Origin of the sequence: Streptomyces rhizoryzae (genome assembly GCF_023155275.1) — a bacterium.
Lineage (GTDB): Bacteria > Actinomycetota > Actinomycetes > Streptomycetales > Streptomycetaceae > Streptomyces > Streptomyces rhizoryzae.
Map to the genome: position 1 here is coordinate 194,720 of NZ_JALMUV010000005.1, position 12,899 is coordinate 207,618.

10 protein-coding genes and 1 pseudogene are annotated in these 12,899 nt (G+C 76.5%); 8 read left to right on the forward strand and 3 right to left on the reverse strand.

The annotated features are described in order from the left end of the window. Positions 1–46: 46 nt before the first annotated feature. From MUU72_RS06880 to MUU72_RS06890, 3 genes are all read left to right on the forward strand, one after another. Positions 47–3,172, forward strand: a complete 3,126-nt coding sequence (locus tag MUU72_RS06880) for an AfsR/SARP family transcriptional regulator (protein WP_248012224.1) — start codon at positions 47–49, stop codon at positions 3,170–3,172. Positions 3,173–3,622: 450 nt separating this feature from the next. Beyond that, the gene (locus MUU72_RS06885; RefSeq protein WP_248012293.1) at positions 3,623–4,540 is read left to right on the forward strand and encodes a hypothetical protein; all 918 of its coding nucleotides are present in this window, start codon (positions 3,623–3,625) and stop codon (positions 4,538–4,540) included. After that, a complete protein-coding gene (locus tag MUU72_RS06890) occupies positions 4,537–6,027 on the forward strand; it encodes an NADH-ubiquinone oxidoreductase-F iron-sulfur binding region domain-containing protein (protein WP_248012225.1) in 1,491 nt (496 codons plus the stop codon). The genes MUU72_RS06885 and MUU72_RS06890 overlap by 4 nt, the downstream gene beginning before the upstream one ends. A 104-nt stretch (positions 6,028–6,131) precedes the next feature. On the opposite strand, the gene MUU72_RS06895 is transcribed toward MUU72_RS06890, so the two are convergent. Beyond that, positions 6,132–6,518, reverse strand: a complete 387-nt coding sequence (locus MUU72_RS06895; RefSeq protein ID WP_248012226.1) for a nuclear transport factor 2 family protein — start codon at positions 6,516–6,518, stop codon at positions 6,132–6,134. 112 nt (positions 6,519–6,630) lie between these two features. On the opposite strand from MUU72_RS06895, the gene MUU72_RS06900 reads away from it, so the two are divergent. Then, positions 6,631–7,248 carry a TetR/AcrR family transcriptional regulator gene (locus MUU72_RS06900; protein WP_248012227.1) on the forward strand — a complete coding sequence of 206 codons (618 nt, stop codon included), beginning with the start codon at positions 6,631–6,633 and terminating at the stop codon, positions 7,246–7,248. Between the two features lie 73 nt (positions 7,249–7,321). On the opposite strand, the gene MUU72_RS06905 is transcribed toward MUU72_RS06900, so the two are convergent. Further along, on the reverse strand, positions 7,322–8,764 hold the full coding sequence (locus MUU72_RS06905; RefSeq protein ID WP_248012228.1) for an amidase: 1,443 nt from the start codon (positions 8,762–8,764) through the stop codon (positions 7,322–7,324). A 206-nt stretch (positions 8,765–8,970) separates the two neighbouring features. Here MUU72_RS06905 and MUU72_RS06910 point away from each other — a divergent pair, with 206 nt between their 5' ends. Next, positions 8,971–9,597, forward strand: coding sequence for a TetR/AcrR family transcriptional regulator (locus MUU72_RS06910; protein ID WP_248012229.1), 627 nt, complete (start codon positions 8,971–8,973; stop codon positions 9,595–9,597). Between the two features lie 149 nt (positions 9,598–9,746). On the opposite strand, the gene MUU72_RS06915 is transcribed toward MUU72_RS06910, so the two are convergent. Continuing rightward, a complete protein-coding gene (locus MUU72_RS06915; RefSeq protein ID WP_248012230.1) occupies positions 9,747–9,887 on the reverse strand; it encodes a hypothetical protein in 141 nt (46 codons plus the stop codon). 155 nt (positions 9,888–10,042) lie between these two features. Between MUU72_RS06915 and MUU72_RS06920 the strand changes: the two genes are divergently transcribed. From MUU72_RS06920 to MUU72_RS06930, 3 genes and pseudogenes are all read left to right on the forward strand, one after another. Continuing rightward, positions 10,043–10,744 carry a hypothetical protein gene (locus MUU72_RS06920; RefSeq protein WP_248012231.1) on the forward strand — a complete coding sequence of 234 codons (702 nt, stop codon included), beginning with the start codon at positions 10,043–10,045 and terminating at the stop codon, positions 10,742–10,744. A gap of 578 nt (positions 10,745–11,322) precedes the next feature. After that, entirely contained in the window at positions 11,323–12,465 is a 1,143-nt protein-coding gene (locus MUU72_RS06925; RefSeq protein ID WP_248012232.1) for a PP2C family protein-serine/threonine phosphatase, read from the forward strand. A 71-nt stretch (positions 12,466–12,536) separates the two neighbouring features. Next, positions 12,537–12,851 (forward strand): annotated as a pseudogene (locus MUU72_RS06930) (phosphotransferase); the annotation flags it as partial. Positions 12,852–12,899 lie beyond the last annotated feature (48 nt).

Sequence of the window (12,899 nt, forward strand, 5' to 3'; positions counted from 1 at the left end):
CGTCGCCGGCGGACCGGGGCTCGAACTGCTGTGGCAGGATTGCCCGGTGCGTATCGGGATGCTCGGGCCGTTCCTGGTCCAGGCCGGCGACGGGGTCGCCGTGGAGGTGCCGGGCGCCCGGGTGCGCGCGCTGCTGGCCGCGCTGGCGCTCGAACCGGGCCGCACCGTCCCGCGGGAGCGGCTGGTCGACTGGGTCTGGGGCGAGCGGTCGCCCGCGGATGCCGCCAACGCCGTGCAGGCGCTGGTGTCCAGGCTGCGCAAGGTACTGCCGGCGGGGGTGATCGAGGCCGGGTCCGGTGGGTACCGGCTGGTCATCGACCCGGACGCGGTGGACGTGAGCCGGTTCGACCGCCTCGTCGCCCGGGCCCGCGCCGCCGGGGAGCCGGCCCGGGCCCCGCTGCTGCGCGCGGCGCTGGACCTGTGGCGCGGCACCGCCATGGAGGGCATCGCGCTGCGCGGCAGCGCGGCGTTCGACGCCGCGGTCGCGGGGCTGGGCGAACGCCGTCTCGCCGCGCTCGGGGAGCGGATCGACGCGGAACTCCGGCTCGGTCGCGGTGCGGAGCTGGTCCCCGAACTGACCGGTCTGGTGGCGCAGCACCCGCTGCGGGAGGGCTTCGTCGCGGCGCTGATGCGAGCCCTGGCCGAGGCGGGCCGGGGCGCGGAGGCGCTGACCGCGTACCAGCGGCTGCGGGAGCGGCTGGCCGACGAGCTGGGCGCCGACCCGTCGGCCGAACTCGCCGCCCTGCACACCGCGTTGCTCCGCGGCGAGCTGGGCGGGCGGGCGGCGGACCACCGGACGAACCTGCGTGCCGAGCTGACGAGTTTCGTCGGCCGGGACGACGAGGTCGCCGCGGTCGCCGCCCTGGCCACCGGCCACCGGCTGGTCACCCTGACCGGGGCGGGCGGCTCCGGCAAGACGCGGCTGGCCACCCGCAGCGCCCGGACCCTGGTCGGTGAACTGCCGGACGGGGTCTGGCTGGTCGAGCTGGCCCCGGTGCGGGCCGCCGGGGAGCTGGCGCAGGCCACGCTGACCGCGCTCGGGCTGCGGGACCAGGCGCTGCCCGGCGGCGCCGCGGGCGGGGACCCGGTGGACCGGCTCGTCGCCGCGCTCCGGGACCGCGCGGCCCTGCTCGTCCTGGACAACTGCGAGCACATGATCGAGGCGGCCGCGGCGTTCGCGGACCGGCTGCTGGGAGCGTGCCGGCGGCTGCGGATCCTGGCCACGAGCCGGGAACCGCTCGGCATCACCGGCGAGGCGCTCTGGCACGTCGCGCCGCTCCCGCTGCCCGCCGAGGGCGCGGGCCCGGACGAGGCCGGCGCGTCGCCCGCGGTGCGGCTGCTGCGGGACCGGGCCGCCGCGGTGCGCCGGGACACCGGCTCCGACGCGCGGACCCTGGCCGCGATGGCCCGGATCTGCCGGGCGCTCGACGGGGTGCCGCTGGCGATCGAACTGGCCGCGGCACGGCTCCGTACGATGTCCGTCGAGCAGCTGGCGCGCCGGCTCGACGACCGGTTCCGCCTGCTGACCGGCGGCAGCCGCACGGCGCTCCCCCGGCACCGGACGCTGCGCGCGGTGGTGGACTGGAGCTGGGACCTGCTGACCGACGACGAGCGCGGGGTGCTGCGGCGGCTGTCGGTGTTCGCCGGCGGCGCGAGCCTGGAGGCCGCCGAGCGGGTGTGCGCGGACGGCGAGCACGTCCTGGACCTGCTGACCGCGCTGACCGAGAAGTCGCTGCTGATCGCCGACGGCGAGGGCGCGCCGCGCTTCCGGATGCTGGAGACCATCCGGGAGTACGCGGCGCAGCGGCTCGCCGAGGCGGGCGAGGCCGAGCGGGCGCGCGAGGCCCACTGCGCCTTCTTCACCGAACTGGCCGAGACGGCCGAGCCGCACCTGCGCCGGGCCGAGCAGCTGGACTGGCTGGCCGTCCTCGAAGCCGAGCACGACAACATCGGCGCGGCGCTGCGCGGCGCGATCGCCGACGGCCGGGCCCAGGAGGCGATGCGGCTGGTCGCGGCCGTCGGGTGGTACTGGTTCCTCAGCGGCCACAAGGCCGAGGGCACCGAGCTGAGCATCGCGGCGGCCTCCCTGGACGGTCCGGTGCCCGACGGGACGCGGGCGATGGCGTACACCATCGTGGCGATGCTGCTGACCGCCGGGCACGGCGATCAGTTCCAGGCACAGGAGTGGATCCGGCAGGCGCACCGCCTCACCCTGCGCGCCGACCACCGCCACCCGCTGCGCTGGCTCATCGGGCCGCTGGAGCGGATGCTGCGCGAACCGGACGACTTCCTGCCCGCCTTCGAGCCGCTGTTGGCCGACGACGACCCGTGGGTGCGCGCGCAGGCCCGGCTCAACCGCGGCCGGTTCCGCCTCCGGCTCGGCCACGACGCACCGGACGCGGAAGCGGACATCGAGGCGGCCCTCACCGAGCTGCGCGCCCTGGGTGAGCGGTGGGGGATCTCGTTCGCGCTGACCACCCTGGCCGAACGGCTCGCGCTGCGCGGCGAGTTCACCCGGGCCTGCGCGCACTACGAGCAGGCGGCGGCCGCACTGACGGAGGTGGGCGCGACCGAGGACGTGGTGGGTCTGCGGGCCCGGCAGGCCCACCTGTACTGGCTGCTCGGCGACGAGCGGTCCAGCGCCCGGGCCATGGCCGAGGCGGAGCGGTGCGCGGACCGGATCGCCTGGCCGGACGCCCTCGCAGAGCTGGCGCTGACCCAGGCGTACCTGGCGTGGTGGCGGGGCGACCCGGAGCAGGCCCGCGCGCGGCTGGCGCTGGTGCGGCCGCGGCCGGGCGGCGCCGAGCGCACCGGCATCGGCGCCGCGGCCGAGGACCTGTACGGCTATCTCGCCGGGGATCTCCAGCGGTCCCGTGCGCACCGGGCCGAGGCGTTCCGCGCCGCGGTGGCGATCGGGCACCAGCCGCTGATCGCGCAGGTGCTGGTCGGGGTCGCGGACGTCGCGCTGCGCCAGGGCGAGTACGCGCAGGCCGTGCGGCTGCTCGCGGCGAGCGACCGCGTGCGCGGCACCGCGGACCGTACGCAGCCCGACGCCCCCCGGATCGCCGGGGCCGCCCGGGACCGCCTCGGGGAGGCCGCGTTCGCCGAGGCGACCCGTACCGGCCGGCACGGTGACTGGCGGGCCCTGGCCGAGGCGACGCTCTCGGGGTGACGGGCGCGGGGCGCGGACTGACGGGCGCCGGGTGGCAGCGCGGATGAGGGGCGGGCGGGCCCCGGGCCTCGCCCCGCATCCCTCGCTCCGCGCCCCGCGCCCCGCCGCCCCGCCGCCCCGGTGAGTCCGGTCACACCCCTCCCGGCGTCTACTACGCGCGCTCGTAGTGCCCAACCGGCAGCCCGGCGCCGGGAATCCCGGGCCCCGGCCCGGGCCCGTCTACGGTCGCGGGTCGTACTGGCGGGCGTTGTCCCTGCCCGGGGACGCGCTAAGAATGTCGGCAGTCGTGCAGGGCCGCCTGTGCCATCGCCGGTGACCTCCCGACGCGGACCTGCGGGCCGGATTCCCGATCCGGCGGCCGGCCCCGCCCGTCGCGGTCCCGGCTGCGTGACCCGAGCGCACGGAAGAAGGTGCCCCATTCACAGCGTCGCCCTGCTCGCCCAGGCCCCGGTGGGCGCCCCGACACCCGGAGCGGCCGGCCGGATCCTGGCGTTCCTGGACTACTTCGCCGGGGTGTTCACCCTGCTCGCGCTGACCGCCGTGGTGGTCTGCGGGCTCGCCGCCACCGACCGGCTGGTGCTCACCCCGCGGATGCGGGTCGCCGTGCAGTCGGTGCACCGCGCGTGCGCCGTCGCCGCGCTCGGCTTCCTCGCCGTCCACATCGCGGTCAAGGTCGTCGAGCGGCACGCCGCCCCGCAGACCGCGGTGGTCCCGTTCACCGGCGGCGCCGCCCTCGCGGTGAGCCTGGGCACCGTCGCCGCCGACCTGCTCATCCTGATCACGGCCACCGGCGTGCTCCGCGGCCGGTTCGCCGGCAGCCGCCGCCCCTGGCTGTGGCGGGCGCTGCACTCGACGGCGTACGCGTGCTGGCCGATCGCGCTGGCGCACGGGCTGTCGGCGGGGCGCATGGCGCACCCGTGGGTGTTCTGGGGCTACGGTCTGTGCGCGGCCGCGGTGGCGCTCGCCCTGCTGGTGCGGGCCCTTGCCTGCCTGGGCCGCCACCGGGCCCGCAGCCGGCACCGGCGCGGTGCCCGGGCCTACCGCCCGGCCGCCACCCGCCCCGCCGCGCTGGCCCCCCTCTCCGCTCCCCGCCACTCCCCCGCATGGGCCCGCGGCCCCCGGCCCGCACCACCGACACCGCCCACGGCCCCCGCACCGACGGCCCCCACTCCCACGGCGACGCCCCCAGCCACGGCGACACCGGCCGCGGCACCGGCACCGGCACCGGGACCGACGGCGACACCGGCGGCGGTCCGCCAGTCCAGGCACGGCACCGGGCAGGGCGCCGTCCCGGCCAGGCAGCCCAAGCACGCCGCGGGCCCGCGGCCCCGGCCGTTCCGGCTGGCCCAACCAAGGAGCGCCGAATGACCCCCACCGCACTGGAGCTGCCCGAGGCGCGCCGGCTGGGGGCGGCCCGGCTCACCGCCGGCCTGGACCGGCACCAGCGCCTGGACCTCGCCGCGCACACCCGTGTCCACCCGCCGCTCGGCGGTGCGGACCGGGCCGGCCTGCTCGCCCTGGCCGACGCCGTCGGCCTGCCCGGGCGGGGCGGCGCCGGCTTCCCGTTCGCCCGCAAGGCCAGGGCCGCGCTCACCACCGCCGACCGCACCGGCACCCCGCCGGTCATCGTGGTCAACGGCGCCGAGGGCGAACCGGCCAGCGCCAAGGACACGATGCTGCTCGCCCGCGCCCCGCATCTGGTGCTGGACGGCGCCTGCCTGGCCGCGGCGGCGTTCGGCGCCCAGGAGATCGTGGTCGCCGTCACGGCGGGCAGCCCCGGCGAGGTGTCGGTCCCGGCCGCCCTCGCCGAACGCGACCTGCCCTGCCGGGCCCGCACGGTATGCCTGCCCGAACGCTTCGTCTCCGGCGAGTCCGGGGCCGTGATCCGCGGCATCAACGGCCTGCCGGTGGCCCCGCCACCGCGCAGGACCCGCGCGTCCGACGGCGGAACGGGCGGTGTGCGCGGCCGCCCGACCCTCCTCTCCAACGCCGAGACCTGGGCCCAGCTCGCCCTCGCGGCCCGGCTCGGACCCGACGCCTACGCCGCCGTGGGCACCGCCGCCGAACCGGGCACCCTCCTCCTCACCGTCAACCGCCCGCACGCCGGACCACTGGTCGTCGAGGTGCCGGCCGGCACACCGCTGGGCCTCGTCCTGGACACCTGCGGGCTCCGGCCGGGCGCCGGGGTGCTGGTGGGCGGCTACCACGGTGCCTGGCTGCCCGCGGCGGACGCGCCCGCCGCCCCGCTCTCCCGCGCCGGACTGGCCGGCCTCGGCGGAACCCTGGGCGCGGGCGCGATCGTCGCGCTCCCCGAGGACACCTGCCCGCTGGGCGAGACCGCCCAGGTCGCCGCCTGGCTGGCGGCCGAGTCGGCCGGCCAGTGCGGACCGTGCAAACGGGGCCTGCCCGACGCCGCCGAGGCGCTCGCCGCCCTGGCCGCCGGGGCCGCCGACCCGGCCGTCCTGGAAGATGCCCGGCGCGCCCTCGGCGCGGCCCAGGCGGGCGGCGCCTGCTCCCACCCGGACGGCACGGCCCGCTTCGTCCTCACCGCCCTCGACGTCTTCGCCGAGGACGTCGCCGCCCACCTCGCCGGCCCCGGCTGCGGCCGTCCCGTCCGCGGCGTCCTGCCCCTGCCGCGCGCCGGCGGCACCCGCCTGGAGGTGGACTGGTCCCGCTGCGCCGGCCACGGCCTGTGCGCCGTCCTCGCCCCCGACCTCGTCCGCCTCGGCCCGCACGGCTACCCCACGTCCCCCACCCTCCCCGTCGCCCCCTGGCAAGAACACGACGCCCGCCGCACCGTCAACCAGTGCCCCACCCTGGCCCTCCGCCTCCGGCACGGCCCCGACCGCGCCTGAGCACACCCGGGCGTCGGCGCACCCGCGAGCCCCCCCACCGGGCCGCGCGCGAAGGCCCGGTCCGGCGGGGCCGTCCGGCCGGGCGACCCGGCGGGGCGAGCCGGTCAGACGAAGAACGCGTCCATCCCGGCCACGTCGGACAGGTAGGTCTCGATGCTCGCGATCCTGCCGTCGCGCAGGCGGCAGACGGTGGACAGGTATTCGTCCAGCCGGACCTCGCCCCGGCGGGCGGTGTTGTGCAGGGAGAGGGCCATGTTCTCCCGGCTGACCAGGATGTGCAGCAGCTCGAAGCGGAGACCGTAGGAAGCGATCTTCCTGGCCCGCTCCACCACCGCGTCGGCGCCGGACGCCGTGCCGGAGACGGCGTTGTCACCGGGCAGCGTCCAGGTGGCGTCGTCGGTCAGCAGCGACCTGATGCCGTCCCAGTCCCCGGCCGCGAGGCAGCCGTGGAACCGCTTGCCGAGCTGGTGGGCGGCGTCGTACCGCGTCATGGATTCCTCCCGGAGTGCGCGTGCAGCAGCACGCTTAAAGCGACGATCAATGCCTTAGGCAGGCTAACCGGGCCGACCACTAAAGCACAACTCTTTGCTTTAAGATGGGGGCATGCCCGCCAAAAGCAAAGACAGCCGGCCCGGCGGCCGCAGCGCCCGCGTACGCGAGGCCGTCCACCGAGCGGTGGTGGACCTCGTGGCGGAAGTCGGCGCCGACAAGGTGACCATCCCCGCCGCCGCGCGCCGCGCCGGCGTCAACCCCAGTTCGGTGTACCGGCGTTGGGGCACGATCTCCGCCCTCCTGGCGGACGTGGCCGCGCGGCGCCAGGACGAGGAGACCCCCGAACTGGTCGGCGACCTGCGCCAGGACCTGGAGCGGGTGGCGGTGTGGACGCTCAGGGATCTGGCCCGCCCGGGAGGCGTGGCCTTCTTCCGCGCCGAAGTGGCACCGGACGTCGACGACCGCCGGGCCGGTCTCCAGGCATGCCTGGAGCGGGTCAGCGCCCGCTTCCAGGCCCCACTGGAGGCCGCCGCGCAACGGGGCGAGTCGCCCCCCTCACTGGAGCGCGTCCTCGATCGAGTGGTCGCCCCCCTCTACTTCCGCGTCGTCTTCTCCCTCCCGGGCACGGACGACCGCTTCGCGCGGGCCCTCGTCGCCGACCTGTGCACCCCGCCGCCCGCCGACCACCCGGCCCCGACCGGCGCCCCGGAAGCCGGGCCGGCGCGCTGACCGGGCCTCCGGTTCCGCGGCGCGCACCGGAACGGCGCCCCGCGCGGCGGGCCCGCGGCCCGGCCCGGCCCGCCTACGGGCGGCCCGCCCAGACCGGCGGGATGCGGTGGGACCACGGGCTGGCCTGTTCGAGTTGGGCGGCCAGGCGGAAGAGGCGGGATTCGAGACCGTAGCCGGCGGCGAATTGCATGCCGATCGGGAGTCCCGTTGCGGGGTCGGTGGTCAGGGGCACGGACATGGCGGGCGTGCCCGACACGTTGAACGCCGCGGTGAACGGCGAGCGGTCGAAGACGCGGTGCAGCCAGCCGAGGCCGTCCAGCGCCTCCACGCCCTCGGCGTAGGTGCCCAGGGGCACGGGGAGTTCGGGCAGGGTCGGGGTGAGGAGGACGTCGTACGCCGCGAAGGAGCGCGCCAGGCTCCGGGCGACCCGGTTCCGCAGCTCCAGGGCGGCGACGAACTGGGCGCCGCCGACCTGCCGCCCGTAGTGGTAGCCGGCGAGGGTGGCCGGTTCCAGGGTGGTGGGGTCGATGGGCCGGTCGAAGGCGGTGGCCAGTTCGTCGATCAACGCGGTGAGGTTCGCCGACCACTGGCGGGCGCTGGCGAGGAGGAACTCCTCCCATTCCACGCCGAGTTCGACCGACGCCTCCTCCACGCGGTGGCCGAGGGTTTCGAGCAGCCGGACGGTGCGGGCGAGGGCGTCGGCCACGGGTGCGGTGGTGCGGCGGCCGCCCCACGCCTGGGCCAGGACGCCGATCCGCAGCATGCCGGGGTCGCGGGTGACCTCCTCGGCGTACGGCCGGGACGGCTCCGGGGCGGTGTACGGGTCGCCCGGTTCCGGGCCGCGCATCCGGTCCAGGAGCGTGGCGCTGTCGCGTACGGTGCGGCTGACGCTGCCGTGGACGGCCAGGCCGTTGAAGACCTCGTCGACGAACGGGCCCATGGAGACCCGGCCGCGGGTGGGCTTGAGCCCGAAGAGGCCGTTGCAGGCGGCGGGGACGCGGAGCGAACCGGCGGCGTCGGTGGCGTGGGCCAGCGGCACCACCCCGGCGGCGACGGCCGCGCCCGCGCCCCCGCTGGATCCGCCCGCGCTCCGCTCCAGGTCCCAGGGGTTGCGGGTCGCGCCGTACAGCACCGGTTCGGTGGTCGTGCTGTAGGCCAGCTCCGGGGTCGCGGTGCGGCCGAACGTCACGAGGCCGGCGCGGCGGAAGCGCCGCATCAGGGCGGAGTCGGCGGCGGCGACGTTGCCGGCCGCGAGCCGGCTGCCCAGTTCCGAGCGCCGCCCGGCCATGGCGACCGCGATGTCCTTGATCAGGAACGGGACCCCGGCCAGCGGCGCACTGCCGGGGCGGGGCCGGTCGTCGGCCGGCCAGGTCTCCACGATGGCGTTGATCTGCGGATTGACCGCCTGCGCGGCCTGGCGCGCGGCCGCTTCCACCTCCGCGGCGGTCACCTCGCCGCTGGCCACCAACTCCGCGAGCCCGACCGCGTCGAACTCCACGTACTCACTCACCCGCACTGCTGCTCTCCCTCTCCCCGGTGCCGGCGCTGTCGCCGGCGCTGCCGCTGTCGCCGCGGCCGTGGCTGCCTGTGCCCCACGCCCCGTCCGCGGGACTGGCGATACCAAGCGGTTCCGAATGGTACCGAGCGGTATCGCGTGGAACTGCCTGGTACCGTAGCAGCAGGTGGGAGGGCCCACAACGGACGGACGTCACGGAGCAAGTCATGGCATCGACCGCCGGAAGGCCGGGCAGGGTGGCGAAACTGCCGCCGCGCGAGCGCATCCTCGACGCGGCGGAGGAGCTCTTCCAGAACGAGGGGATCCGGCGGGTGGGCGTCCAGGCGATCGCCGAACGGGCCGAGACCACGAAGATGGCGATCTACCGGCACTTCGAGACCAAGGACGCGCTGGTCGCCGAGTGGCTGCGGATCATTGCCGCGGAGTACCAGGCGGTCTTCGACCGGGTCGAGGCGGAACACCCCGGCCGGCCGCGGGAGCAGATCCTGGGCGTGGCCCGTTTCATCGCCGAGGGGTTGCCGACGATCTCCCACCGGGGCTGCCCGTTCATCAACTCCCTGGCCGAGCTGCCCGACCGGTCCCATCCGGCCCGGCAGGTGATCGAGCAGCACAAGGCCCGGCAGACCCGCAGGATGGTCGCCATGTGCGCCGAGGCCGGCCTGCCCGACCCCGAGCAGACCGCGGCCGAGATCACCTTCGTCCTCGAAGGTGCGCAGGTCAGCATGCAGAACGGCAGCATCGACCGGCCCGGCGACCGCGTGCTGAGGATCGTGTCGGGGATCCTCGACCGGCACCCCGCGCCGCGCGGTGCGTCCCGGGGCGCGTCGGACTGACGGCCGCAACGGGCCGGTGCGGTGCGGACTCCGCCGCGCCGCTCCCGGGACGGCGAGGTCCGCGACCGGGGGCGGAGCCGAGCCCAGGCACCTCTCCCTCGGGGGGCAGGGGTAGCGGGCCGGCCGGTGGGGCGCCTGGAGCTGCGTCGTCAGCAGTGGCTGAGCGAACCGGCCACCCAGGACACGTTGTCACCGGACTCCCAGCCCTTGATTTCGGACCCGGCCGGTCGCCCGTGGATCCACAGGTTGCCGTCGTGGTGGGTGACGTAGCACCGCATGGAGAACTTCACGCCCGCGCTCGGCCCTTGCTGCCACCCCGCGGCGTGCGGCGGTGCCGCGCCGCCCGCGCGCCGGCATCTTCCCAAACGGCCGTGGGGAGGGGACAGTTGGGGCCGACGTGCACGGGGTGGAGGGCCGCGCGAGCCGCGGGCCGGAATGAGGGGGCATGTCGGAGCCGGATACGCAACCGCCCGACCGGGCCGGCGGGGGGCCGTCCTCAGGGGCGGCCACCGGTCTGGTCGCCGCCGTCATCGGTGTGCTCATCACCTCCTTACCGCAACTCGCCGAGCAGCTCAGCCCCGGGAACCGCGCGCTGCTCGCACTCGTCGCGCTGTCCCTGGGGCTGAGCGTCTTCGCGACCGTGCGGGCCCGCCGGGAAGCCCCCCGCAGGCGGCTGTGGGTCACGACGGCGGTCGCCGGCGGGGTGGTGAGCGGGGGCACGGCGCTGGTGCTGGGCGCCGGCGCCCTGCTGGGGGCGGTGACGGCGCCGCCCGTCGCCATCGGTTTCAACGACGAGTTCCTGCTCCGCAGCCACGCCGACGAGGACGTGCGGATCGGTGCGCTGCCGCTGGCGGCCGGTTCGTACGTGATCTGGGCCAAGCTGTACGCGGAGAACCCCGAGGACAGCGGCGTACGGGTCACCTGCCGGCTCGACGCGGGGAACGACTACGACATCCTCGCCGCGGACGTACCTCCCGCGGGCAGCGCCCCGATCACGCTGACCGTCGCCCACACCTACCGGGACGCGGACAGCGTCGTCCTGCGGTGCCGCAACGCGTCGCGATCGGCCCGCAGCACCTCCTTGAAGCAGGTCAAGATCCTCGCCCTCGGAGCCGATTCCGTCCGGATCGACTACTTGGGCGGCTGAGGGGCGGCGACCGCGGTACCGCCGGTCCTCCGGGAGGGGGGCGGACGGGACGCCGGCCGAGGTACTCCACCGTGATCGGCGCGGTGCTGTTCCCCGGCTCCCCGCCACGCCGACGCCCTCCGGCAGGGGCAGCAACGTGTCGCCCTCGTGGTAGCCGTCCACGTCCATCAGGTCGAGCGCGGTCTCCTCGCCCACCCTGGCCCGGAGGGTGAAGCCGTTGACCTGCGCGTCCTGGAGCCGGGTGGCGAGGAACTCCAGTTGGCCGGCGGCCCGCGCGCGGCGTCGCCTGCCCCTTCACGTCCACCACGACGTTGAGGTCGTCCCCCGACCGGCCAGCGGCCCGGTCGGTTGCCGGGGGAGCGGACACGGAACGGCCACACATCGGACTCCGAACGGCAGCGGGAGCACCGGCCAGCCGCCGGTGAGCACGCCACCGCCCGCCCCGCGTCGTCCGGCGGGGCGGCCACCCCCGGCGAGGCGCCGGCCACGCGTGCGAATCCGGTGAACCGGACGGGTGCTCGGGCCGACTCCGACCCGTTAGCCCCATATGCCACCTTTCTGTAGATATTCTGTGGTGCGTGATCGAGTCTGGAGGGCCGCGGCTCCGCCGCTCCCGCGGCCGGGGGAGGCTTGTGCGGCTGTCGCCGGTGGTCCTGACCGTCGTCATCGCCGGCCTGGCCTACGCCACCCCCCCGGAACTGGCCTTCAGCCGCCTCCTGCCCGCGGCGCCCGCCCTCGCCGCCGCCATGTGGCCGGTGCTCCCCACCGTCCTGCTGGGGACGGCCTGCCTCTTCCTGATGATCGGTCTGAGCGTGGTGTTCCCCGGGCTGGGGACGTGGTGGACGGCCGGCGGGATCATCGCGGTCACCGTGGCGGCCGCGTACGGAAGCCACGTCCGGCTCCAGCGGGAGCGGACCCTCTTCCAGGTGCGGCTCGTCGCCGACGCGGCGCAGCAGGTGGTGCTGAGCCCGATGCCGCGCCGCTTCGGGAACGTCGAGATCGAGTCGCTGTACCTCGCGGCCGCGGCGGAGGCCCGGATCGGCGGGGACTTCTACGAGGTCGCCGACACCCGGTACGGGGTCCGGCTGCTCATCGGCGATGTACGGGGCAAGGGCCTGCCGGCCGTGGGCGCGGCCGCGGCGATCGTCAACTCCTTCCGGGAGGCGGCCTACGGCGAGGCCGACCTGGTCAGCGTCGCACGCCGGCTGGACGCCAGCAGCGCCCGCTACAACGCCGCCTTTCCCCCCGAGGGGCCGATGGAACGCTTCGCCACCGCGCTCCTGGTGGAGATCCCGCACAGGGGCGGGCGCCTCGCGATCCTGAACTGCGGCCACCCCCCGCCGCTGCTCCTGAACGGCGGCGGTGTCCGCGCCCTCGACCCCACCGCCCCCTCTCCGCTGCTCAACCTCGCGGAGCTGATCGGCGATCAGTACCACATCGACACGTTCGACCTCGTCCCCGGCGACCTGCTGCTCCTCTATACCGACGGGGTCACCGAGGCCCGCGCCCGCGACGGCGGGTTCTTCCCGCTGGCCGCCTGGATGCGCCGGCAGCGCCCGGCACCGCCCCACGAGCTGCTCGCGGCGCTCCACCGCGACCTCCTCCGGTACAGCAGGGGGCGCCTGGCCGACGACATCGCCGCCCTCGCGGTGCGCGTGCGGGAGCCCTCGGAGCAGCAGCCCCGCCCCTCACCCAAGTCCCCGCCCCCGCACAGCACTTGACGTGCGCGGGCGGCCGGCGGTCGGATGGCGCCCCATGGGCACCGGGCAGATGCACGAGGGGACGTCCGCCCGGGGCGGGGCGGCCCGCCGAGGGGTATCCGTGGCCGTGGCCGGTGTACCGGAGGCTGGCCGGGAGGAAACCGGAGGCGGGGGCGCTCGGCCGGCCGGTGCCGCTGGCCGAAGACCTGGCCGCGGTCGTGGCGGCCGTCCGGGAGGTCGCCCTACCCGGCGCGCCGCAGGCCCATCGCGGCGGCCCGCTCGCCTCGCTCGACGCGGCGACCCGGGCGGCGATCGGGGAACTGCGCGGGATCCCGCAGGAGGGCGTCGACCGCGGTGCTCGACTTCGGGTGCGCGGGGGTGGGCGATCCGGCGTATGGCGCGAAACGCCCGGCACGTGATCCGGGCGGTGCTGGGCGAGTCCTGACGCGCGCGGT

Bases quoted from the DNA above. Each gene is read 5' to 3' on its own strand.
- MUU72_RS06890 (WP_248012225.1), top strand. From the start codon at position 4,537: ATGACCCCCACCGCACTGGAGCTGCCCGAGGCGCGCCGGCTGGGGGCG.
- MUU72_RS06895 (WP_248012226.1), bottom strand. From the start codon at position 6,518: ATGACGCGGTACGACGCCGCCCACCAGCTCGGCAAGCGGTTCCACGGC.
- MUU72_RS06900 (WP_248012227.1), top strand. From the start codon at position 6,631: ATGCCCGCCAAAAGCAAAGACAGCCGGCCCGGCGGCCGCAGCGCCCGC.
- MUU72_RS06910 (WP_248012229.1), top strand. From the start codon at position 8,971: ATGGCATCGACCGCCGGAAGGCCGGGCAGGGTGGCGAAACTGCCGCCG.
- MUU72_RS06920 (WP_248012231.1), top strand. From the start codon at position 10,043: ATGTCGGAGCCGGATACGCAACCGCCCGACCGGGCCGGCGGGGGGCCG.